The sequence below is a fragment of the Pseudomonas sp. microsymbiont 2 genome (assembly GCF_054788395.1).
Map to the genome: position 1 here is coordinate 2497607 of NZ_CM139112.1, position 21649 is coordinate 2519255.

18 protein-coding genes are annotated in these 21649 nt (G+C 65.8%); 12 read left to right on the plus strand and 6 right to left on the minus strand.

Translation table 11 applies throughout. The features are described 5' to 3' along the window. Positions 1-10: 10 nt before the first annotated feature. Positions 11-646, minus strand: a complete 636-nt coding sequence (locus ACYUME_RS11350; protein WP_279888125.1) for a LysE family translocator — start codon at positions 644-646, stop codon at positions 11-13. A 2-nt stretch (positions 647-648) separates the two neighbouring features. After that, positions 649-1425 carry a YqcI/YcgG family protein gene (locus tag ACYUME_RS11355; protein WP_460418924.1) on the minus strand — a complete coding sequence of 259 codons (777 nt, stop codon included), beginning with the start codon at positions 1423-1425 and terminating at the stop codon, positions 649-651. A 171-nt stretch (positions 1426-1596) separates the two neighbouring features. Between ACYUME_RS11355 and ACYUME_RS11360 the strand changes: the two genes are divergently transcribed. The 7 genes from ACYUME_RS11360 (at position 1597) to ACYUME_RS11390 (ending at position 13025) form a co-directional block, all read left to right on the plus strand. Beyond that, the gene (locus ACYUME_RS11360; protein WP_279888128.1) at positions 1597-2517 is read left to right on the plus strand and encodes a LysR substrate-binding domain-containing protein; all 921 of its coding nucleotides are present in this window, start codon (positions 1597-1599) and stop codon (positions 2515-2517) included. Between the two features lie 538 nt (positions 2518-3055). Beyond that, entirely contained in the window at positions 3056-5422 is a 2367-nt protein-coding gene (locus tag ACYUME_RS11365) for a DNA polymerase II (RefSeq protein WP_460418925.1), read from the plus strand. A gap of 89 nt (positions 5423-5511) precedes the next feature. After that, the gene (locus ACYUME_RS11370) at positions 5512-10032 is read left to right on the plus strand and encodes an NEL-type E3 ubiquitin ligase domain-containing protein (RefSeq protein ID WP_460418926.1); all 4521 of its coding nucleotides are present in this window, start codon (positions 5512-5514) and stop codon (positions 10030-10032) included. A gap of 159 nt (positions 10033-10191) precedes the next feature. Next, complete coding sequence (locus tag ACYUME_RS11375; RefSeq protein ID WP_279884227.1) at positions 10192-10743, plus strand: DUF4174 domain-containing protein; 552 nt, start codon at positions 10192-10194, stop codon at positions 10741-10743. A gap of 166 nt (positions 10744-10909) precedes the next feature. Further along, positions 10910-11398, plus strand: coding sequence for an HvfA family oxazolone/thioamide-modified RiPP metallophore (locus ACYUME_RS11380; protein ID WP_279884229.1), 489 nt, complete (start codon positions 10910-10912; stop codon positions 11396-11398). 93 nt (positions 11399-11491) lie between these two features. Next, complete coding sequence (locus tag ACYUME_RS11385; protein ID WP_279884231.1) at positions 11492-12325, plus strand: HvfB family MNIO-type RiPP peptide maturase; 834 nt, start codon at positions 11492-11494, stop codon at positions 12323-12325. Then, entirely contained in the window at positions 12318-13025 is a 708-nt protein-coding gene (locus ACYUME_RS11390; protein ID WP_460418927.1) for an HvfC family RiPP maturation protein, read from the plus strand. The genes ACYUME_RS11385 and ACYUME_RS11390 overlap by 8 nt, the downstream gene beginning before the upstream one ends. A 12-nt stretch (positions 13026-13037) precedes the next feature. Here ACYUME_RS11390 and ACYUME_RS11395 read toward each other — a convergent pair whose 3' ends face one another. Continuing rightward, the gene (locus tag ACYUME_RS11395) at positions 13038-13994 is read right to left on the minus strand and encodes a DMT family transporter (RefSeq protein WP_460418928.1); all 957 of its coding nucleotides are present in this window, start codon (positions 13992-13994) and stop codon (positions 13038-13040) included. 100 nt (positions 13995-14094) lie between these two features. Between ACYUME_RS11395 and ACYUME_RS11400 the strand changes: the two genes are divergently transcribed. Next, positions 14095-14979 carry a LysR substrate-binding domain-containing protein gene (locus tag ACYUME_RS11400; protein ID WP_460418929.1) on the plus strand — a complete coding sequence of 295 codons (885 nt, stop codon included), beginning with the start codon at positions 14095-14097 and terminating at the stop codon, positions 14977-14979. A gap of 132 nt (positions 14980-15111) precedes the next feature. Further along, positions 15112-16266 carry a GGDEF domain-containing protein gene (locus ACYUME_RS11405; RefSeq protein WP_460418930.1) on the plus strand — a complete coding sequence of 385 codons (1155 nt, stop codon included), beginning with the start codon at positions 15112-15114 and terminating at the stop codon, positions 16264-16266. Between the two features lie 6 nt (positions 16267-16272). On the opposite strand, the gene ACYUME_RS11410 is transcribed toward ACYUME_RS11405, so the two are convergent. After that, positions 16273-16596: a DUF2790 domain-containing protein gene (locus ACYUME_RS11410; protein ID WP_279884241.1), complete on the minus strand. Its 324-nt coding sequence runs from the start codon at positions 16594-16596 to the stop codon at positions 16273-16275. 280 nt (positions 16597-16876) lie between these two features. Here ACYUME_RS11410 and ACYUME_RS11415 point away from each other — a divergent pair, with 280 nt between their 5' ends. Then, complete coding sequence (locus ACYUME_RS11415) at positions 16877-18220, plus strand: OprD family porin (protein WP_460418931.1); 1344 nt, start codon at positions 16877-16879, stop codon at positions 18218-18220. 92 nt (positions 18221-18312) lie between these two features. Here ACYUME_RS11415 and ACYUME_RS11420 read toward each other — a convergent pair whose 3' ends face one another. Together ACYUME_RS11420 and ACYUME_RS11425 are read right to left on the minus strand one after the other, a co-directional pair. Further along, on the minus strand, positions 18313-19134 hold the full coding sequence (locus ACYUME_RS11420) for an aldo/keto reductase (protein ID WP_460418932.1): 822 nt from the start codon (positions 19132-19134) through the stop codon (positions 18313-18315). Continuing rightward, the gene (locus tag ACYUME_RS11425; RefSeq protein ID WP_279884246.1) at positions 19122-20027 is read right to left on the minus strand and encodes a LysR family transcriptional regulator; all 906 of its coding nucleotides are present in this window, start codon (positions 20025-20027) and stop codon (positions 19122-19124) included. Before ACYUME_RS11425 ends, ACYUME_RS11420 begins: the two co-directional genes overlap by 13 nt. 120 nt (positions 20028-20147) lie before the next feature. Between ACYUME_RS11425 and ACYUME_RS11430 the strand changes: the two genes are divergently transcribed. Next, a complete protein-coding gene (locus tag ACYUME_RS11430) occupies positions 20148-20846 on the plus strand; it encodes a CoA transferase subunit A (RefSeq protein WP_279884248.1) in 699 nt (232 codons plus the stop codon). A gap of 35 nt (positions 20847-20881) precedes the next feature. Further along, positions 20882-21538, plus strand: coding sequence for a CoA transferase subunit B (locus tag ACYUME_RS11435; protein WP_460418933.1), 657 nt, complete (start codon positions 20882-20884; stop codon positions 21536-21538). Positions 21539-21649: the final 111 nt, after the last annotated feature.

Consider the following 21649-nt stretch of genomic DNA (forward strand, 5'->3'; position numbering starts at 1 on the left):
CAGGGCGGGCTCAGGCAGCCAGTTCCCTGAGGTTGTAGGCCAGGCCGACGGCGGCGATCAGCAGCAGCGCGACCCCCGAGGCCAGGCTGATCAGGCGGTTGGCGCGGGACGAGGCGATCCTGCCGATGGCGAAGATGTACAGGCTGAGCACGGCGAAATCGATGACGATCCACAGCAGCGACAGCACCACCATGCTCTTGCCGAACGACTCGGTGATCTGGATGAACTGAGGGAAGAAGGAAATGAAGAAGATGATGTCCTTCGGGTTGGAGATGCCGACCATGAAGCCCTGCAACAGGCCGCCACGGCCCGCCTGCACGGCAGGTTCGACGGGGGCGGGCGCGGTCGGTGCCGGTGCCTGGAGCGCCTCGCGCAAGGTGCCCAGGGCGATGTAGCCGATGAACAGGCAGCCGAGCAGGCTCATGCCATTGAGCCAGGTCTTGTCGATGGCCGCGCTGGTCATGATGATCCAGGCGGCGGCGCCGATCAGCACCAGCGAGGCCCAGTTGGTTCCGACAGCAGTGAACAGGGCCTTGCGCGAGCCCGAGGCGGCGGCGGTGTTGACGATCAGGGCCACCACCGGGCCGGGCGTGGCGATCAGCAGCAGGACGGTGAGGGCGTAGGTAGCGGTCAGTGCGGTATTCACGTTCAGTTCTCGATCAGTGATTCGGGTGTCGCATGGGCATGGAAGGGGCAGCGCGCCGGGTTGAGCGAGCCAGGCTCCTGCAGTTGGTACTGTTTCCACTCGAAGTTGTCGTCCTGGCCGAAGAAGCCGAGCGAGTCGGGCATGACACCGTCGTTGTAGTGGCGCACCCGCTCACGGATACGGGCGCGAATGCGCTGGCCGCTTTCGGTGGTGGCGCTGGCCACTTCGTCGAAGCTCTCGCGGGGGTTGATGACGAAGGCGATATGCTTGCCCAGGTTGCGGCTTTTCATTTGTCGATGGGCCGGGAAGTTCATGTTGATGAACAGGGGCATGCCGGCAAAGCAGAACGACCAGCGGGCGTCATGCGGGTCCTGCGGCACTTGCGCCGGCCACGGCCGCGGATCGCGGGCATGGACCTGGCGCAGCACGTTCCAGGCCAGGGCCTGCTGCTGCGTCAGCGAGGTGTCGGGCGTGGTCTCGAGGAAGACCAGCAGCGGGTTGCCGATGCGCTGCTTGAGCGGGAGCGGCTCGATCGTGCTGATGTACTCGGCCAGCCCTTGGGCCATGTCGTCCGCCAGCCGGGCGGCTTGGGCGAAGACGATGTGGCAGGTGCGCGCGGTGACCGCCTTGCGCCCGAAGAGGCAAGGGAAGTCAGGGTTGGCCAGGGTTTCCTTGAAATGTTCTATGGTCTTGTGCGTCCAGTGGTGTTTGTTCTGGACATGTTCATCGGCTAGCTCCAGCGCATCCAGGCGGTAGCAGTTTCCATAACCCGTAAACATGATTTCCCCAGGTATATCCAAGTGCCGCGTTAAATGAATTTTTCAGTCATATTCAGGCTGTTTGGCTATATGTAATTGTTATTTACCAGCATTTTCGGAGATGGCCACCACGTTGTAAAACGCCTGGAACTATGACCTACTATTAGCCTCGCTCATGCTCTGGAACGCCTCATGTCTGAACGGATTCAAGCCTTGCATGCCCTGCGTGCCTTCGAAGTGGCCTCGCGCTACGGCTCCTTCACCCGCGCGGCCCAGGAGCTGGCGCTTACCCAGGGCGCGGTCAGCCATCACATCAAGACCCTCGAAGCGCTGTTCGGCTGCGATCTGTTCGAACGTCGCGGCCCCAAGCTGCGCTTGACCGAGCACGGGCGGTTGCTGGCCCAGGAGCTCAAGGTCGGTTTCAAGATCATCGAGAACGCCTGCGCCCTGTTGCGCCAGGATCGCTATGGCGTGCGGCTCAAGGCGCCGTCCACGCTTACCGTGCGCTGGCTGCTCAGGGCCCTGGATGGCTTCAAGAAGGTCGACAACAGCTGTTCGGTGCAACTTTCCAGCGTGTGGATGGACATCGACGCCGTGGACTTCTATTGCGAGCCCTACGACTGCGCGATCCTGCTGGGCAACGGGCGCTTCCCGGCGGAGGTGGAGAGCCTCAAGCTGTTCGATGAATGGCTGATCCCGGTATGCCATCCGAGCTACCTCGATTCATCCACCCCGGACCTGTCGGTGCTTGAGCGCTGCGAATTCCTGCATCCCTCGCCGGACCGACGCGACTGGCGACGCTGGCTGGCACGGGTGGACGCGCTGGACGTCAGCATCGACCAGGGCCAGGTGTTCGATACCCTCGACCAGGGCATTTCCGCCGCCCAGCAGGGCCTGGGCATCTCGGTGGTCGACCTGGTGCTGGCCAGCGCCGACCTGGCCGCCGGCAACCTGGTCACGCCGTTCCCGCAGGCCGTGGCCACCGGCGACGGCTACTACATGACCTGGCTCAAGGCCAGCCCCAAGGCGCACCAGATGCACAAGCTGCGCGATTACCTGCTAGCCCAGGTGCCGCCGCTGGCGCACAAGGACATCAGCTACTTGTACGGCTGAGGTCGGTGGGCGGCGGGAGGCGGCGGCTGTGCTCGAGAAACAGCGCGCCGCTGGCTGTCAGGGGCAGCACTTCCAAGGTGTTCGCCGCGAGCCTTGCAGCGCCTATCAGATCGAGCGCCGCCCGCGCGGCGCATCGCGACGCAAGGCCGCTCCTACATCTGTTTCGGGCCAATTATTCCTGTGAAAGTACCGCTGTCCGCCTTGGCGCATGTCTCAAGACTGGTGGGGCGGCAGTGGTGCCCACGCTGAAACCGCGTCGTGCCAACAAGGCGGACCAGGTAATGGCACAGGAGAGACGGGCCCGAAACAAATGTAGGAGCGGCCTTGCGTCGCGATGCGCCGCGCGGGCGGCGCTCGATCTCATAGGCGCTGCAACTCTAACGGCGAACACTTGGCGGCCCTGACTCGGTCAATAGCCCTCCTGCCCAGAGGCCTTGAAAGGGCTGACCCGTGCCGATGCCGCGACGCAGGCATTTGCCCGGGCAGACGCGCTACAATCGCGTTCGAGCGAACAGAACAGCGATCCGAGGTCCAGGCAGTGCAGTTGCAACAGGGTTTTGTCCTCACCCGCCATTGGCACGACACCCCCGAGGGCACCTGCGTGGAGTTCTGGTTGGCCACCGACCAGGGGCCAAGGCGTCTGCGTCTGGCGCCGCAGCCCTCGGTGGCGTTCGTCCCCGCGGCACAGGCCGAGCAGGCCAGGGCGGTGCTGGTCGACGAACCGGGCGTCGCGCTCAAGCCGTTGCAGCTGCGTGATTTCGACCTGCGCCCGGTCCATGGCCTGTATTGCCACCAGTATCGCCAGCTGATCGCGCTGGAAAAACGCCTGCGCGCCGCTGGCGTCGACGTCCTCGAAGCCGATATCCGTCCGCCGGAGCGCTACCTGATGGAGCGCTTCATCACCGCCGCGGTGCGTTTTCATGGCCGGCCGGGCGAGCAGGGCGTTCTGCTCGATGCGCAACTCAAGCCCGATCCGGACTATCGTCCGCCCTTGCGCCTGGTCTCGCTGGATATCGAGACCAGCGAACGGGGCGAGCTGTACAGCATCGCTCTGGAAGGCTGCGGTCAGCGCCAGGTGTACATGCTCGGCCCGGCCGATGGCGGTGACGTGGCGGTGGACTTCGATCTGCATTACTGCGCCGACCGCGCCGGTCTCATCCATTGCCTGAACCAGTGGCTGGCGCGCCACGATCCCGACGCGATCATCGGCTGGAACCTGGTGCAGTTCGACCTGCGCCTGCTGCACGAGCACGCGGCCAGGCTCGGCGTGCCCCTGTGCCTGGGTCGCGACGGCGCGCCCATGCACCTGCGCGAGCACGGCAGCCGCAGCCATTTCTTCGCCGAGGCGCCCGGCCGCGTGCTGATCGACGGCATCGAGGCCCTGCGCTCGGCGACCTGGAGCTTCCCGTCGTTCAGCCTCGAGCATGTCGCACAGCAGTTGCTGGGCGAGGGCAAGGCCATCGACACGCCCTACCAGCGCATGGACGAGATCAACCGCATGTTCGCCGAGGACAAGCCGGCCTTGGCCCGCTACAACCTCAAGGACTGCGAGTTGGTCACGCGCATCTTCGCCAAGGCCCGGTTGCTCGAATTCCTCCTCGAACGCGCCGCGGTCACGGGGCTGGCGGTGGATCGCAGTGGCGGCTCGGTGGCGGCGTTCTGTCACCTGTACATGCCGTACATGCATCGTCTGGGCTATGTCGCGCCGAACCTGGGCAGCCGCCCGGATGCCGCCAGCCCTGGCGGCTTCGTCATGGACTCGCGCCCCGGGTTGTACGATTCGGTGCTGGTGCTCGACTACAAGAGCCTGTACCCCTCGATCATCCGTACCTTTCTCATCGACCCGGTGGGGCTGGTCGAGGGCCTGCGCCAGCCGGACAACACGCATTCGGTCGAGGGCTTTCGCGGTGGGCGCTTCTCGCGTGTCATGCATTGCCTGCCGGCGATCGTCGAACGGGTCTGGCAGGGGCGCGAGGCGGCCAAGCGCGCCGGCAACGCGCCGTTGTCACAGGCGCTGAAGATCATCATGAACGCGTTTTACGGGGTGCTCGGCTCCAATGGCTGCCGTTTCTTCGATCCGCGCCTGGCCTCGTCGATCACGATGCGCGGGCATCAGATCATGCGCCAGACCCGAGCGCTGATCGAAGCGCAAGGCTATGACGTGATCTACGGCGACACCGACTCCACCTTCGTCTGGCTCAAGGGGGCCCACGACGAAGCGGCCGCGGCGGATATCGGTCGCGCGCTGGTGGCCGAGGTCAACCAGTGGTGGCGCGACAACCTGCGCCAGTCCATGGGCCTGGAGAGCGCGCTGGAGCTGCAGTTCGAAACCCACTACCAGCGTTTTCTGATGCCGACCATTCGTGGCGCCGACGAAGGCAGCAAGAAGCGCTACGCCGGCCTGGTGCGGCGCAGCGACGGCCAGGACGAAATGGTCTTCAAGGGGCTGGAGTCGGTACGCACCGACTGGTCGCCGCTGGCCAGGCAGTTCCAGCAGGAACTCTATGGCCGGGTGTTCCGTGGCCAGCCTTACCGCGACTACCTGCGCGCGTACGTGCGGCGCACGCTGGCGGGTGAGCAGGATGAGTTGCTGGTTTACCGCAAGCGCCTGCGTCGGCCATTGGCCGACTACCAGCGCAACGTACCGCCGCATGTGCGCGCGGCGCGCCTGGCCGACGAGCACAATCGCCGGGTGGGGCGCCCCACGCAATACCAGAACGGCGGCTGGATCAGCTACATGATCACGACATCGGGGCCTGAGCCCCTGGAGAGCCTGCGCTCACCGGTCGACTACGAGCACTATCTGACCCGACAGCTGCAACCCGTGGCGGATGCGATCCTGCCGTTCGTGCTGGGGCGCACGATCGACCTGGGGCACATGGATCAACTGGCCTTCGACTTCTGAGGGGGGCGAGGGCGGGTGCTATCTATCTAGCGATCGACGTCCCGGCGAACCTCATACCCTCGTGTCTCCACCCTCAGGAGAGACGAGCCATGGACAGCAACGAGCAGGACTTGCCCTGCACCCCATCAGTGAGCGGACACGAAACGTTCCAGGATGCCCTCATCGCCGCCCGTTTGCCGACCTGGCTGCGCTCGGCCAGCCCCGCGCAAGTGACGATGCTGCGCGAGGCGCTGACCCTCAGCTGGTACTTTCGCGAGCGCGTCAGCGCCGTGCTGGCGAAGATCGAGAACATCGACGACTTCGCCTTGCCGTTGCTGCGACAAGCGCTGCAGCCGCATGCTGGCACCGCCGATGTGAAGGCCTTGCGCTTTCGCCAGGGCCGGCGTGAGCCGATCATCAATGAGGTGCCTGTCGGCAGCCACCTGACCACGGTGGTCTACCAGCATGTTCCCCTGCTCGCGGCGGCGCTGGGCAATTTCGACAGCGATCAGGCCAGCGCCGATGGCCAGCCTGCGGGCAATCGCCTGGACGGCCCCCCTGGCCAGAAGTTGGCGCTGCCGAACGCGCTGACGTTCGCGCGCCTGTGTCGCGAGCTCGATCTCGGACGGCGCTATCAGGCGCATCTGGTGTCGATCCTGCAGGCGCCGGACACCCGGGTGGCGTCACTGATTTCGCGCGCGCAGCGCTATGCCATGCTGGTCGATGCGCATGTTGCCTGGATCCGTGGTCATGTCAGTGATGACGAGCATCAGCTGTTGGTCGATTTCTGTGGCCTGCGCGGGCAGCTGCGCTTGCAGGGGCGCAGCGTGCAGGTCAAACGGCTGAGCCTGCTGGGGGTGACCCTTGAGCAGATCGTCGTGCTCGATGTGCGTGATGAGCGTCTCGACCCACTGTACAGCAGCACCTGGCGCGTGCTGGTGCATGTGCCTGGCGACCCTCAGGGCGCATGGCGGGCGTTCCCCGATCTGCGTCATTTCGCCAATGCCCTGGGCAAGCACCTGCGCACCGCACCCTACCAGCGTTTCTTCAGCCGCTTCGTCCGGCGTCGTGACGGCCAGCGTTTCTTCGCCGCGGTGGTGGCCGGCTACGACGGGGTCTCGGACTTGGCCAACATCGCCCTGGAGGAGCACCTGCGATCCTGGCCGAAGGCGGTATTCGACTGCCTGGGCGAGGCGCGTATCGAGCAGATCAAGGACGACGCGGCGATGATCGCGGTACCGACCGACGAGGTCGATGCGCAGGTGCGGCGGGCCCACGAACAACGCCTGGAAGCCGAAGGCTGGGCGTTGCTCAGCCTGGCCGGCATGTTCGTGCCGGTCATCGGCGCCGGCTTGCTGGCGGTGACCGCCTGGGAGTTGCTGGGCGAGGTCTTCCACGGTGTCGAGGCTTGGCACGAAGGTGACACCAGCGCGGCACTGGATCACGTGCTGAATGTCGCCGGCGACCTTGCCGGCATGGCGCTGACAGCCACTGGGGTGACCCTGGCTCGCAATGCCTGGGCGCGAGCGTCGATGGTCGACAGCCTGGTGCCGGCGCGCCTGGAAGACGGCACGACGCGCCTGTGGCACCCGGACCTCGCCGCGTTTCGCAGTGCCTCTGCTCCGGCTGCGGCGGTGCGCGATGCCGAGGGCCTTCATCGCCTGGACGAGCAGACCTGGATCGAAATGGATGGGCACTGCTATCCGGTCGTCCAGCAAAGCGACACGGGACGCTGGCGCCTGGCGGCACAGGCGGGGTATGCCCCGCGGCTGAGCGACAACGGTGCCGGCGCCTGGCGCCTGTGGTACGAGCAGCCCGCGCAGTGGGACGACACGCGTGTGCTGTTCCGGCGCCTTGGCGGCGACTTTGCCCTGCTCGATGACGAGCAGATCGACCAGGTGCTGGTCGCCCACGCACTCGACGGCGACCACCTGCGGGCCATGCACGTGCAGGGGCTGGCGCCGGATGCGGGGCTGCGCGATGGCGTGCGGCGTGTTCGCCTGGACACTCGCATCCGGCGGGTGGTGAAGCAACTGCGTGGCGGTGACGTGGTCACCGACGTCACGGTGCTCGATCACGCTCGCGCACTGCCGGGCGCCAGCGGGTTGAGCGACCCGATGTTGGCGGAGCAAGTCTGGGAGCAGCGCCGGGTGTTGTTCGAGCAACTTTACGCAGCGCTGCAGGACAGCGAGGCGAGCGATGTGGCGGCCTTGCGTCGGCAGTTTCCCCGGCTGCCGAGCGCGGTGGCGGCGGAACTGGTCGCTGCGGCGCGGACCATGGATCGCCAGCGGCTGCAGGACAGCGGACGGGTCGCGCTGCGCCTGGCCACTGCCGCCAGGGCGGCGCAGCGCCAGGCGCGCCTGGCGCGCGTGTACGAGGGGCTTTCCCTCGATACGCCACAGGACGCCGATCTGGCCAGGGCCGTGCTGGGCTCGCTCGAACAGTTGCCTGGACAGGAGACGGCGATTCGCTGGCGCCTGTACGATGGCGGCAGCGATGGGCCACGGCTGCACGGCGATGCCGATGCCGCCGATTTCGACCTGGTTCATCTCAATGGCCGATTCCAGTTGCTGGACAGCAAGGGACAGACCATTGGCGAGCCCGGCGAGTTGTTCGAGGTGATTGCCAGCGCCTACGACAACGACCGGCGCCAGGCCCTTGGCCTGGGTGATCCGTTCGCCCACAACCTGAGGATAACGGTGGCGCGCCTGGCCGCCCGGCGACGCGCGCAGGTAGCCCAGGCGCTGGGGCAACGCGACGCGACAGGCTGGTTCCAGCCGCCGCAACGCCTGCGTGACGGGCGCCTTGGCTATCCGCTGAGCGGACGGAGCCCCGGCAGCCCCCGGCGACGAGCACGCGCGCTGTCCGCAGCATTGCGCGAAATCTATCCGGCATTCACCGACGGCGAGATCAGCAATTGGATCAGCGAGGTCCAGCAGAGCGGGCGCAGACCCGAGGACGAGATCGTCAGTCTCGGTCGTGAGCTGCAGGCACTGGAAAGCCATCTGCAGAGCTGGACACGGCTGGCCGGCAGTTCCACGCAGCGTGTCGACCGGCGCTACTTCAGCGACACGCTGGTCAATTGCTGGCAGCGCAGGCAGACCCGGGCCAGTGGCGACAATGTGCCAGCGACCGGGTTTCGCCTGAGCGTATGGTCGGTGAACCTGCAGACACTGCCTGACTTGCCCGAGTCGGTGAGTTTCGCCCATGTGCGGGAGTTGTCGCTGATGGGGCTGGGGCTACGGGAAGTGCCACCCGGCTTCCTGCAGGCTTTTCCTCGCCTGCGTACCTTGGAGTTGTCCAGCAACCAGCTGACCTGCGTGCCTGCGGAGTTGGTGAACCTGGGGAATCTGCGCGAGCTGGACCTTTACGGCAACGCCATCGTGCTCGATGCCTCCCAGGCCATGACGCTGGGCAACTGTGTGTCGCTGGAGTACGTCAACCTGTCGTACAACCCGCTGGGGCGCACCTTCCCGCTCTACCGCCTGGAGCGACTGAGTCGCCTGCACCTGCGCAGCACCGGGATCAGCGAGCTGCCGCCAGCGCTGATGGACCGCATGGACCTGCTGATCGCCGACCTGCGCGGCAACCGGATCACCGAGTTGCCGGCGCGCTTCTTCCGTTCGCCGGCGTGGCTCGGCAGCAGCGTGCTGCTGGCGGACAACCCGTTGTCGGCGCAGTCGGCGCAACGCCTGCAAGTGTTCCAGCAACTGCATGACGCGGCCTTGTCAGAGCCGACCGCCGGGAGTGCGATATCCTTGCGCCAGAGCTGGCTCGACGCCGCCGACAGCGCATCGCGTACCGAGCATTCGGCCGCCTGGGACGAGCTGGAGGGCGAGACCGACGGGGGGGACTTTTTCCGGCTGTTGGGCAGATTGCAGGAAACGTCGGATTACCAGCGTCAGCGTCAGCACCTGGCCAGGCGTGTGTTCAGCATGCTGGTCGCCATGCGTGACCACCCCACGCTGGCTCGGGAACTGTTCCAGCACGCCAGCGAAGACCTGACGTGCCAGGACAGTGTCGCGTTGTGCTTCAGCAACCTGGAACTGTCCATGCTGGTGTGGCAGGCACGCATGCAAGCCCAGGCAGGCGACCAGCAGGACGCCCTGCTGCGACTGGGCCGGCGCCTGTGGCGCCTTGACGAGGTGGATCGACTCGCCAACGAAGATGTCCAGGCGCGCAGGGCACAGGGCGCCAACCCTGACGAGATCGAAGTGCGGATGGCCTACCGAGTGGGCCTGCGTGATCACCTCGAGTTGCCGGCACAGCCTGACGACATGCTGTTTGGCGAAGTGGCCGGGGTACAAGCGGCACGGCTGGAGCGGGCTCGTGCGCGAATACAGGAAACCGAGACCCCGGAGCGCGTGGCCCAGTCGCTAGTGGCGCGGGAGTTCTGGGTGGAGCATCTGCGGCGCGCCCATGGCGAGCGCTTCGTGACCTTCGATGCGCCATTCCAGGAGCGCTCCACGGCGTTGCTGGAGGCCGCGCAGACCATGACCGATGGTGACTACGCGGCGCGGCAGGAGGCCTTGCGCGAGCAGTGGGACAGCGGACGGCAGGCACTGCTGCTGGAACTGACACGCACCGCGTTGGAGCCTGCTGGCGCGGTCGCAGGCCAGGCACGATCCTGAGTGCGCGCGTTGTCCTTGGACTATGCTCTGGTCAGGCGTGGGACATGCCCGGTTACTTTTGCCGTGAGCAGGCGCCTGGCCAGTTGGTTTAGGCTCCACGCCGGATCTTTCTCCCAGATCCGCAGTCTTTAGGTTGATCGAGAAAACAAGGAGATGCGCATGCTCGTCCGGTCACTGACCCTCGCCACCCTGCTCGTCGTAGCCGGCCCCTTGTACGCCGCCGACAGCGATGCACCGCTGGCCAAGGAACTGGGCAAGGCAAGGCCGTTGGTGGTGATCGCGCCCAGCAGCGCCGACCCGACCTTGCGTGGCCTGAACAAGGCAATGGAAGACCCGGCCACCCAGGCGGGGTTCAAGGAGCGCGGCCTGGTGCTCTACAGCGTGGCCAACATGATGGGCAAGCGCGAGGACAAGAACCTCGAGCAGCAGACCACCATGGCCCTGATCCGCGAGCTCAAGCTCGGCGCGAGCAAGGGCACCAAGGTGATCCTGATCGGCAAGGACGGTGAACGTCACATGCTCAAGGACGACGACAGCGGCGAGATGATCGAGCCACAGACGATCTTCAAGGCCGTGGACGAGTTGCCGGCCAGCGAGAAGGCGATCACCGCGCCGGAGCCGGTAGCCGCCGCGCCCGCCGAACCCAAGGCCAAGGACAGCAAGGCCAAACCGAGCAAGCCCGCCGCGCCGCCCAAGCCATTGGACGACTGATCATCGCAACGCGGCCCTCGCGTGTGCAGGGGCCGCGTTGTGTATCCCCGTGTATCAACCCGTCGCCAGGACCCACTGGCATACAAAACCCCGCCCTTGACGATACACCGACGACACACCGCCACGGCCAAATGGCTCCACTTTCAACCACCCGTGGAGCTGCATCATGAAAAACACCCGTCAAACCCTTGGCCTGCTCGGTGCCACCCTGTTCGCCGGCATGGCCCTTAACACCGCCTTTGCCGTCGAACCGCTGTCCCAGGGCTACCAGCTGGCCGCCGCCAAGACGCCGGGCGAGGGCAAGTGCGGTGAAGGCAAGTGCGGCGCCAGTGGCAAGGCGACGCAAAGCGAAGGCAAGTGTGGCGAGGGCAAGTGTGGCGCCAGCGCCAAGGCCGGCGCCGAGGGCAAATGCGGTGAAGGCAAGTGTGGCGATGCGTCCTTCGCCCGCACCGACAGCAATCACGACGGCAAGGTCTCGCGCGACGAGTTTCTCGCCGTGGCCAAGGACCGCGCCGCCGACTTCGACAAGATCGATCGCGATCACGATGGTTTCATTTCCGAGCAGGAGGCCCACGATCACCTGGCGGCAATCTACAAGGCCAACGGCAAGGCCATGCCCGACGGGCTGTTCAGCCATCTGACCGGCCAGTCCTGACGCTCCTCGCGGGGCCAGCCCACTCCCACGATGTCATGCGTGGGAGCGGGCTGGCCCCGCGATGCCGTTCAATGCCCCAGAGAGCCTGCAATCATGTCCCAACCCAAATTGCACACCGGCCTCGGCCTGCGCCGTGGCCTGCTGCCCGACCTGCTGACGATGGAGGCGGGCGCGGTGGACTTCCTCGAGTGCGCGCCGGAGAACTGGATTGGCGTCGGTGGCGCTTTCGGCCAGAGCCTGGAGCGCCTGGCCGAACGCTTTGCCATCGCTTGCCACGGGCTCTCGCTGTCACTGGGCGGCACCGCGCCACTGGACCTTGCATTCCTGGCGCGTACCCGACAGTTCCTCGACCATCACCAGGTGCGCCTGTACAGCGAGCATCTGAGCTACTGCAGCGACGATGGCCACCTCTATGACCTGCTGCCGATTCCGTTCACCGACGAGGCCGTGCGCCATGTGTCCGCGCGCATCCGCCAGGCCCAGGAGGTGCTGGGCAGGCGCATCGCGGTGGAGAACATCAGCTATTACGCCGCTCCGTACCAGGCCATGGCCGAGCTGGATTTCATTCGCGCGGTGCTCGACGAGGCCGATTGCGATCTGCTGCTGGACGTCAACAATGTCTTCGTCAATGCCTGCAATCATCGCTACGACGCCCAGGCGTTCCTCGCCGGCATCCCTCGGGAGCGGGTGGTCGGCATGCACGTGGCCGGCCATTACGACGAAGCCCCGGACCTCAAGGTCGATACCCACGGCGCGCCGGTCAAGGATGCGGTCTGGGCCTTGTTCGCCCAAGCCTGCGCGCGATTCGGCGCCCAGCCGACCGTGCTCGAGCGTGATTTCAACTACCCGCCGCTGGCCGAGCTGCTGGCCGAGACGGCCCATATCCGCAGCCTTCAGCAAACCCATGGAGTACCGAGCGATGAGTGAAACACTGCGCGAACAGCAGTTCACCCTGGCCCGACACCTGCGTGATCCGGCCAGCCATCCGCCACCACCGGGCCTGGAGGCGCGGCGGCTGAAGATTTATCGCGAGCTGTTCTACGGCGCCATCGAGGGGTTGCTGGCAGGCAGCTTTCCGGTGTTGCGCCAAACCCTGGGCGAGCAGCGCTGGCATGCCCGGGTGCGCGACTTCTATGCCGCTTACCGCAGCCAGACGCCGCTGTTCACCGAAGTGGCCGAAGCCTTTGTCGACTACCTGCAGGGCATCGAACTCGATGCCCCCTGGCAAGTGGAGCTGGCGCATTACGAATGGATCGAGGCGCAGTTGTACCTGAGCGACGCCCAGGAACCACCCCATGACCCGGCGGGCGATCTGCTCGACGGCGAGCCTTTGCTGTCCTGCACGGCGCGGGTGCTGGCCTATCTCTGGCCGGTGGAGCGCATCGGCCCGCATGAGCAGCCGCTGGAGCCACCGGCGATGCCGACGCTGTTGCTGGTCTATCGCGACGCCGCGCTGCAGGTACGCTTCTTGCGTCTCTCGCCCATGGCCTGGCGGCTTCTGGCCGGGGGGAGCGGGACCGGGCGCGAGCGCTTGCAGGCGCTGGGCGATGAAGCGCTGCAGGTCCAGGGACTACTGTTGCTGGAGCAGCTGCGTGAGCAGAGCATCATTATCGGCACCGCGCGCTGAACGGCCCTCCCGTCAACCCTCGGTGGCCCTGGCTGCGGGCATCGGCTGCGTTTTCTTGGCCGGCTTCAGGCGCGATACCCCGAACAGCACCAGCGCCAACCCGATCACCTGGTACAGCGAAATCGTCTCGCTGAGGATCGCCCACGAGGCCAGCACCGTGAGCACCGGCCCCAGGTTGCCCACCGCCGCCGTGTGGGTCGGCCCCATGCGCTGGATGGCCAGGGCCACCCAGTAGATCGGCAGCACCGTGGAGAACAGCGCCATCAGCGCTGCGTTCAGCCATACCGCGCCCGGCAGGTGCCACAGCGGCGCGACATCGGCCACCAGCAGGTAATGCGCCAGCACCATCAGCGAGGATGCCGTGCCGCACAGCCCGGCCAAGCGCATCGAGCCCATGCGCTTTAGCATCATGCCGGTGCCCGAGTAGTACAGGGCGTAGGTCACCGCGCTGGCGAATACCCACAGCGAACCGATCACCACCTGGTTGCCGATGCCGGCCACGCTCAGGTCATGGACGAAGGCGATACCCAGCCCCAGGTAGCACAGGCCCATGGCCGTCAGCGTCCGCAGGGTAGGGCGTTCGCGTTGGACGATGGCCTGGAAGATCAGCACCAGCGTCGGGTAGGTGAACAGGATCAGCCGTTCCAGCCCGGCGCTGATGTATTGCAGGCCATAGAAGTCGAACAGGCTGGCCAGGTAGTAGCCGAGCAGCCCGAGCAGCGCCACGCGCAGGCCATCGGGCAGGCTCAGCGGGGTATCGCCTCGGCCGCGGCTGGCCCAGACCAGCCAGGCGAACAACGGCAGCGCCAGCAGCATGCGCAGTGCCAGGAGACTGATGGCATCCACCGGCCCGGCGGCATAGGCGAGCTTGACGAAGATGGCCTTGAAACTGAACCCCAGGGCCGCGAGCACGGCATACAGGCTGCCGTTGGCAAGGGCGCGCTGGAGGAAAGTGGGAATCGGGTTCATGGGACATCCGAGGCAGGGGAATGGGCTTATTCTGAGCAGAACGCCAATGCGATAGAATCGCTTTTTTTCGAACATGGCGTTCTGATTCGGAGAAGCCATCATGCACTTCGACCTGGCCGATCTGCGCCTGCTTGCGGCCATCGCCGCCACCGGCAGCCTGAGCAAGGCAGCGGCGACCTTCCCGGTGGCGGTGTCGGCCGCCAGTACCCGCCTGCGGCTGTTCGAGGCACGCAGTGGCCTGACGCTGTTCACGCGCAGGGCCGACGGCATGCAGCTGACGCCGGCCGGGCGCCTGGTGCTGGAGTCGGCGCGTGGCGTGCTGGGCGAGGCGCAGAGGCTGCACGACACCCTGCGCGAGCTGGCCGGGCAGCGGCGCATCAACCTGCACCTGGCGGCCTCGACGGTGACCAACAGCACCCTGCTGCCGGCGGTGCTCGGGCCGTTCCTGGCGGACTATCCGGAAGTGGACCTGCAACTGGTCGAACACAAGAGCGTCGATGTGCTGCGCGTGGTCCTGAGCGGCGAGTGCGAGATCGGTGTGTACGACGGCAACCTGGTCAACGACGGCCTGGTGTCGCTGCCGTTTCGCACCGAGCGCCTGGTGTTGCTGGTGGCCGCCGACCACCCGCTGGCCGGTCGCGAGCAGCTGCGCCTGGTCGATGCACTGGACTTTGCCTTTGTCTGCCTGCCGGCCGAGCGGGCCATGCAGCGCTTCGTCGAGGAATTGGCGCTGAACCTGGCCATGCCATTGAAGGTGCGGGTGCGCGCGCCGAGCTTCGAGGCGATCGCCCAGCTGGTGGCCCAGCGCGCGGGCATCGCCATGCTGCCGGAGACCGCCGCCGTGCGTGCCGAGCAGGAGCTGGCGGTCCGGCGGGTGGCGCTGGAGGAGCGTTGGGCGACACTGGAGCTGCGTATCTGCTTTCGTGGCTGGGAGGCGCTGAGCTCCCACGGACGGCAGTTGGTGAGTTTCCTGTCCGGGCAGTGAGGGTGAGCCGTTCGGGTGAATCGGTTTTTTGGACGAATGCCATCATTTGGATATCATTCGACGCTGTGCAAACCCCGGTGAAGGCATACAATCAGCGGCTCTGAAAAGGTACTGCACAGGCCCCGCGCACCCATGGCGTTCGACGCTTCCACCATGCTGACCCTCACCATCGCGCTTGCCGCCGCCGCCGCGCTATACCTGGCCGTCGAATGGCGCAGCGTGCGCGAGTCGTCGCTGCTGTGCTGGAGCGCCAGTTTCGCCACCATCAGTGTTGGATCCTCGCTTGCGCTGATGCGCGGCAGCGGCTACCTGTTCATCGGCATCTGGTTCGCCAACGGCATGTTGATCGTCGCGCACTGGTTGTTCCTGCTGGGCGTGTCGCGCTTTACCGAGACCCGTCTGTCGCGCGCCTGCTACCTGGCTCCCGTGCTCTGGTGCGCGTTGCTGCTGCTGCCGCAGTGGCCGCTGTGGTCGAAGACTTTCCTGGTAGCCAATTCGTTGCTGGTGGCGTTGTTCACCCTGTATGCCAGCTGGCTGCTGCGTCCCCACGGCAAGTCGCTGAGCGTGGGCGCGGTACAGCTGCGCTACGTGTTGCTGCTGCACGGTTTGTTCTACCTGGCCAAGACCTTGCCGGCCCTGGTGCCGGGCAGCCTGATCGACCTGACGGCATTTCGCGGGCAGATCATCCAGGTGTCGCTGGTGGAAGGAGCGATGGCCATCATGCTGATCGCGCTGTCGATGACCGGTACCGTGCGCTACCGCCGCGAGGAGCGCATCGAGCGCCTGGCGGCCCGCGATCCGCTGACCGCGTTGTACAACCGTCGTGCCCTGGAGGTGAGGGCCTCGAACCTGTTCAAGGGCATTTCGCCGGCCAGCCCGGGGGCGCTGCTGTTGATCGATATCGATCATTTCAAGTTGGTCAACGACCTGCACGGGCACGCCGCCGGCGATCGCTTGCTGGTGGCGCTGAGCGAGATGATCCGGGCGCTGCTGCCGGAGCGGGCGATCGCCGCGCGCCTGGGCGGCGACGAGTTCGTGATCCTGTTGGCCGATGCCTCCCGCGCGGCCATCGAGCAGCTGGCCGACGCCTTGCGCCAGCAGTTCCAGGCCGCCGCCGCGCAGTCCTTCAGCACGCCCGAGGCGGTCACATTGAGCATCGGCGCCAACCTGTTCGACCGGCCACCGGCCAGCCTCGCGGCGCTGATCGAACAGGGCGACGTGCTGCTCTATGCCTCCAAGCGGGCCGGGCGCAACAGCCTGCAGCTGGTGGATGGCTTGCGCGGCTGAGCCGAGTCACTTGTTGTTGATGCACTGCGACAGCACCGAATAGCGCACGGTGCGCAGGGTGCCCTCGCGATCTTCGAAGGTCATCAGCCGCGGTACGACCTCGCAGGTGCGCGGGTCGCCCGACTGGCGCACGAAACGGGCGATGTCCAGCTTCATCCCATAGCGATAGTCGACGATCTCCGGCATCGGCTTGGCGCGTTGCTGCGCGTAGCTTGCGACGGCCTGCTGATGGTCCTCCAGCAACTGGTCGTTGCGCTGCTTGGAAAAACCGGTGGCCTGGGCCGACAGGGAAAGCGCCAGCAGGGTGGCGGTCAGGGTCAGTCGCAGCATGATGGGTGTCTCCGAAAGGTTCATTTCGAAGTCCACGCTAGCCAGGGGCGACCAACAACGGCATGACGCCAGGGTTACAGATGTGAAAGGTGCCCTGTGGCCGTGGCCGGCGCCCCGGCGCATGACGCGATTGTAATTTGCCGATCATCTTCCCGTTATCCGCCGCCGGCGAGCATCAGCTTCGGCCGACGGGGCTGGGTGCGCGCGCATCTGGCCAGATCAGGGACGCTCCAGCACCAAGGTCCGACAAGAAGAACAGCCACACCCAAAGGAGCAATGGATGAACAACAGTCCAAGACTTTCCCTGGCCGCCCTGGTGGCGCTGGTTGGCGCCACGCCGAGCGCCTGGGCCGTCGATGAACGCAAAGAGGGGTTCATCGAGGGCAGCACGCTGAGCGTGCTCAACCGCAACTTCTACTTCAACCGCGATCACCGCGATGGCCCCGCACCGACCTACAACAGCGGCAAGGCCAGCGACAATGGTTACTCCGAGGCCTGGGCCCATGCCGTCATCACCCGTTTCGAGTCCGGTTTCACCCAGGGCACGGTCGGGGTCGGCGTGGACGCCTTCGCCATGCTCGGGCTCAAGCTCGACAGCGGAGGAGGGCGCAACGGCGGACGCAGTTCCTTCGACGTGCTGCCGGTGGATCGCGACGGCCAGGCCCGTGATGAATACACCAAGCTCGGCGGCGCGGCCAAGGTGCGCCTGTTCGACACGGTGCTGCGGGTCGGCGATGTATTTCCGCTCAACCCGATGGTGGCCGCCGGCGATTCGCGGTTGTTGCCGGAGAGCTTTCGCGGCGTGACGCTGGAGAACACCAGCCTGCAGGGCCTGACGTTGCAGGCTGGACGCTTGCACGCGATGAGCCAGCCGGTGTCCAGCGACCTGCGTGAGAACTTCGCGACCTTCTACGGCGGCCCGGTGGACTCGCCCTGGATCGCCTACGGTGGTGGCGACTACGCGATCAACGACAATATCAGCGTGAGCCTGTTCGGCAGCCGCCTCAAGGATGTCTGGAACCAGTACTACGCCGGCACCAGCGTCACTTGGCCGCTTGGCGACGAGCTGGCGCTGATCGGCGGGTTCAATTTCTACAACGCCAAGGATGAAGGCCGCCAGCGCCTCGGCCAGTTCGACAACGATATCTGGAGCGCCAAGCTCGGCGTGCGTTATGGCGCCCACACCCTGGCCCTGACCCACCAGCGCAACAACGGCGACGATGACTTCGACTACCTGCGCCAGTCCGACTCGATCTTCCTCGACAACTCCATCCAGTACAGCGACTTCAACTCGCCGAAAGAGCGTTCGTGGATGCTGCGCTACGACCTGAACATGGCGGCCTATGGGGTACCGGGCCTGTCGTTCATGACCCGTTACGGGCGTGGCAGCGATGCCGACTACAGCCATGCCAACGCCTACTACATGCGTCGCGACGACAACGGCGATCCGCTCACCGACCAGAAGCGCTGGGAGCGCGACATCGAGGTCAAGTACGTGGTGCAGACTGGTCCGGCCAAGGACCTTTCGCTGCGCGTGCGCCAGGCCACCACCCGGGCGACGGCCTTCGAGTCGGACCTGGACGAAGTGCGGGTGATCGTCGAGTACCCGCTGTCGATCCTCTGAGCACACCCGGATTCACCTTGAGAAGCCCACGCGCTCCTTTGGTTACAGGTGAATGTTTTGGCGCCTCGCACGAGGCGCCTTTTTTTCGCGCCTCAGACCATCGCCAGTCGCTGCTTGCGCAGCGGTGGCGCAAATGCCAGGTCGATCGCCCGCAGGTCGTCTTCGTCCAGGCGCACGTCGCCTGCCGCCGCATTCAGTCGCACATGCTCCGGGCTTACGGCTTTGGGGATGGCGATCACGCCATCGTCGCGAGTTACCCAGGCCAGGCTCACCTGGGCCGGCGTCGCCGCATGGCGCTCGGCGATCTGTTCCAGCAGCGGATGACGCAGCAGACACCCGGCCTGGGCCAACGGGCAGTAGGCCATGGTCGGCAGACCGTGTTGGCGGCTCCACGGCAGCAGGTCGTACTCGATGCCGCGTTCGGCCGGGTTGTACAGCACCTGGTTGGTGGCGCAGGCGCGGTTGTCGAGCTCGCGCAGATCGTCGAGATCGAAGTTGGAAACGCCCCAGCGACGGATCTTGCCTTGCTCGATCAAGCGTTCGAACGCTTCGACGGTCTCCTCCAGCGGGTACTGTCCACGCCAGTGCAGCAGGTACAGGTCGATGCAATCGCTGCCAAGGCGCTTGAGGCTGCGCTCGCAGGCCTCGGGCATGGCGCGTCGACTTGCGTTGTGCGGGTAGACCTTGCTGACCAGGAACACCTGGTCGCGGCGCCCGGCGATGGCCTGGCCGACCACGCGCTCGGCGCCGCCTTCGGCGTACATCTCGGCGGTGTCGATCAGGGTCAGGCCCAGGTCGATGCCTTGTTGCAGGGCGGCCACTTCGGCGGCCTTGCGGCCCGGGTCCTCGCCCATGTACCAGGTGCCCTGGCCAATGGCCGGAACGCGGGCGCCCGCTAGATTCACGTTACGCATGTCACCTCCTGTGGATGGGTGTGGGTAAGCAGGACATCGAGCAGCGCCTCGGCGGCCTTCGACAGCTTGTGATCGCCCAGGGCGATCACGCCGATGCGGCGTTCCACGGTGGGCTCGACCAGAGGCACGCAGCGAGCGCCGAGTTCCTGCATCTGCCCGATGCACAGGGCCGGCACGGCGCTGACCCCCAGGCCACTGGCGACCATGCGGCCAATGGTCGACAGCTGATGGCTCTCGAAGGCCACCGCCAGCTTGCCGTGGTTGGCGGCCAGGTGCTGTTCGAGCAGCAGGCGTACCGCCGAGGGGCGCTGCAGGGCGATGAAGTCCTGGGCCAGCAGCTCCTGCCAGCGCACCTGGGGCTGGCGGGCGAGCGGTGAGTCGGCGGGGACCACCGCCACGAAACGGTCCATGTACAGCGGATGGAAACGCAATGCCTCGCTGCTGTCGGGCTCGAAGCCGATGCCCAGTTCGACGCGACGATGGCGCACCAGTTCCAGTACCTGCTCGTTGATCACGTCGTGCACGGTGACATTGACCTTGGGGTAGCGCTGGCGAAACACCTTCAGCGACTGCGGCAGCAGGTTGCCGGCGAAAGCCGGCATGGCCGCCACCGATACCCTGCCCAGTTGCAGGGTGAAGCGCTGGCGCAGCATCTCCTCGGTGTCGTCCCAGTCGGCCAGCAGGCGTCGGGCCAGCGGCAGCAGCACCTCGCCCTCGGGGGTGAGGCTGACGCTGCGAGTGGTGCGGGTGAGCAGGGCGCCGCCGAGGTTGTCCTCCAGCGCCTTGATGGTCAGGCTCAGGGCCGGTTGCGACACATGCAGGTGCTCGCCGGCCTGGGCGAAACTCTGGTACTTGGCCACGGTGACGAAGGCACGCAGCTGCTTGACGTTCATGACAGGCTCGACCTTTGTTTTGGAAAAATTATCAATCGATGACGAAAACAAAATTAACAAATCAGTCGGCTGCGGTGAAGATGACCGCACGGTTCCAACAACTACAAAAGGCGACTGAGCATGGCCGGACTGGACAAGCGTGTAGCAACCTATGAAGAGGCCCTGGCGGGCCTGACCGACGACATGACGGTGCTGGCCGGTGGCTTCGGCCTGTGCGGCATCCCGGAAAACCTCATCGCCGAGATCAAGCGTCGTGGCGTCAAGGGCTTGACCGTGGTCTCCAACAACTGCGGTGTCGATGGCTTCGGCCTGGGCGTGCTGCTCGAAGACCGGCAGATCCGCAAGATGATCGCCTCCTATGTCGGCGAGAACGCCGAGTTCGAACGCCAGCTGCTCAGCGGCGAGCTGGAAGTGGAGCTGACCCCGCAAGGCACCCTCGCCGAGAAGATGCGCGCTGGCGGCGCGGGCATTCCGGCCTTCTACACCGCCACCGGTTACGGCACGCCGGTCGCCGAAGGCAAGGAAGTGCGCGAGTTCAAGGGCCGCAAGTATATCCTCGAAGAATCCATTACCGGCGACTTCGCCATCGTCAAGGGCTGGAAGGCCGACCACTACGGCAACGTGGTGTACCGCAACACCGCGCAGAACTTCAACCCGCTGGCCGCCACCGCCGGCAAGATCACCGTGGTCGAGGTCGAGGAGATCGTCGAGCCTGGCGTGCTGCTGCCCAGCGAGATCCACACCCCGGGCATCTATGTCGACCGGGTCATCGTCGGCACCTTCGAGAAGCGCATCGAGAAGCGTACCGTCAAGGCCTGAGCGCCGCCCTCAAGAACAACAAAGAGATCCTGACCATGGCACTGACCCGCGAACAAATGGCCCAACGCGTCGCCCGTGAACTCAAAGACGGCTACTACGTCAACCTCGGTATCGGCATCCCCACCCTGGTGGCCAACTACGTGCCCGCCGACATGGACGTGATGCTGCAGTCGGAAAACGGCCTGTTGGGCATGGGCGAGTTTCCCACCGAAGCCACCCTCGACGCCGACATGATCAACGCCGGCAAGCAGACCGTCACCGCCCGCCGTGGCGCGTCGATCTTCGACTCGGCGCAATCCTTCGCCATGATCCGCGGCGGCCATGTCGACCTCACCGTGCTCGGTGCCTTCGAGGTGGACGTGGAAGGCAACATCGCCTCGTGGATGATTCCCGGCAAGCTGGTCAAGGGCATGGGTGGCGCCATGGACCTGGTGGCCGGTGCCGACAACATCATCGTCACCATGACCCACGCCTCGAAGGACGGTGAGTCCAAGCTGCTGCCGCGCTGCAGCCTGCCGCTGACCGGTGCCGGCTGCATCCGCAAGGTGCTGACCGACCTGGCCTACCTGGAGATCGAGAACGGCGCCTTCATCCTGCGCGAGACCGCGCCAGGGGTCAGTGTCGAGGAGATCGTCGAGAAGACCGCCGGCAAGCTGATCGTGCCGGACGATGTGAAGGAAATGACCTTCTAAACCTTGTTTTGCAAACGCCCCATCGCGGGGCAAGCCAGCTCCCACGAAGGACCACGCATCCCTCGTGGGAGCGGGCTTGCCCCGCGATGGGGCGCCGTCGCTTCAGTCCTA

What these genes read in the sequence shown, in the direction of transcription:
- ACYUME_RS11410 (WP_279884241.1), bottom strand. Translation starts at nt 16,596, where the DNA reads ATGCTGCGACTGACCCTGACCGCCACCCTGCTGGCGCTTTCCCTGTCG.
- ACYUME_RS11370 (WP_460418926.1), top strand. Translation starts at nt 5,512, where the DNA reads ATGGACAGCAACGAGCAGGACTTGCCCTGCACCCCATCAGTGAGCGGA.
- ACYUME_RS11395 (WP_460418928.1), bottom strand. Translation starts at nt 13,994, where the DNA reads ATGAACCCGATTCCCACTTTCCTCCAGCGCGCCCTTGCCAACGGCAGC.
- ACYUME_RS11400 (WP_460418929.1), top strand. Translation starts at nt 14,095, where the DNA reads ATGCACTTCGACCTGGCCGATCTGCGCCTGCTTGCGGCCATCGCCGCC.
- ACYUME_RS11415 (WP_460418931.1), top strand. Translation starts at nt 16,877, where the DNA reads ATGAACAACAGTCCAAGACTTTCCCTGGCCGCCCTGGTGGCGCTGGTT.
- ACYUME_RS11355 (WP_460418924.1), bottom strand. Translation starts at nt 1,425, where the DNA reads ATGTTTACGGGTTATGGAAACTGCTACCGCCTGGATGCGCTGGAGCTA.
- ACYUME_RS11430 (WP_279884248.1), top strand. Translation starts at nt 20,148, where the DNA reads ATGGCCGGACTGGACAAGCGTGTAGCAACCTATGAAGAGGCCCTGGCG.
- ACYUME_RS11380 (WP_279884229.1), top strand. Translation starts at nt 10,910, where the DNA reads ATGAAAAACACCCGTCAAACCCTTGGCCTGCTCGGTGCCACCCTGTTC.
- ACYUME_RS11425 (WP_279884246.1), bottom strand. Translation starts at nt 20,027, where the DNA reads ATGAACGTCAAGCAGCTGCGTGCCTTCGTCACCGTGGCCAAGTACCAG.
- ACYUME_RS11420 (WP_460418932.1), bottom strand. Translation starts at nt 19,134, where the DNA reads ATGCGTAACGTGAATCTAGCGGGCGCCCGCGTTCCGGCCATTGGCCAG.
- ACYUME_RS11390 (WP_460418927.1), top strand. Translation starts at nt 12,318, where the DNA reads ATGAGTGAAACACTGCGCGAACAGCAGTTCACCCTGGCCCGACACCTG.
- ACYUME_RS11360 (WP_279888128.1), top strand. Translation starts at nt 1,597, where the DNA reads ATGTCTGAACGGATTCAAGCCTTGCATGCCCTGCGTGCCTTCGAAGTG.
- ACYUME_RS11405 (WP_460418930.1), top strand. Translation starts at nt 15,112, where the DNA reads ATGGCGTTCGACGCTTCCACCATGCTGACCCTCACCATCGCGCTTGCC.
- ACYUME_RS11375 (WP_279884227.1), top strand. Translation starts at nt 10,192, where the DNA reads ATGCTCGTCCGGTCACTGACCCTCGCCACCCTGCTCGTCGTAGCCGGC.
- ACYUME_RS11385 (WP_279884231.1), top strand. Translation starts at nt 11,492, where the DNA reads ATGTCCCAACCCAAATTGCACACCGGCCTCGGCCTGCGCCGTGGCCTG.
- ACYUME_RS11435 (WP_460418933.1), top strand. Translation starts at nt 20,882, where the DNA reads ATGGCACTGACCCGCGAACAAATGGCCCAACGCGTCGCCCGTGAACTC.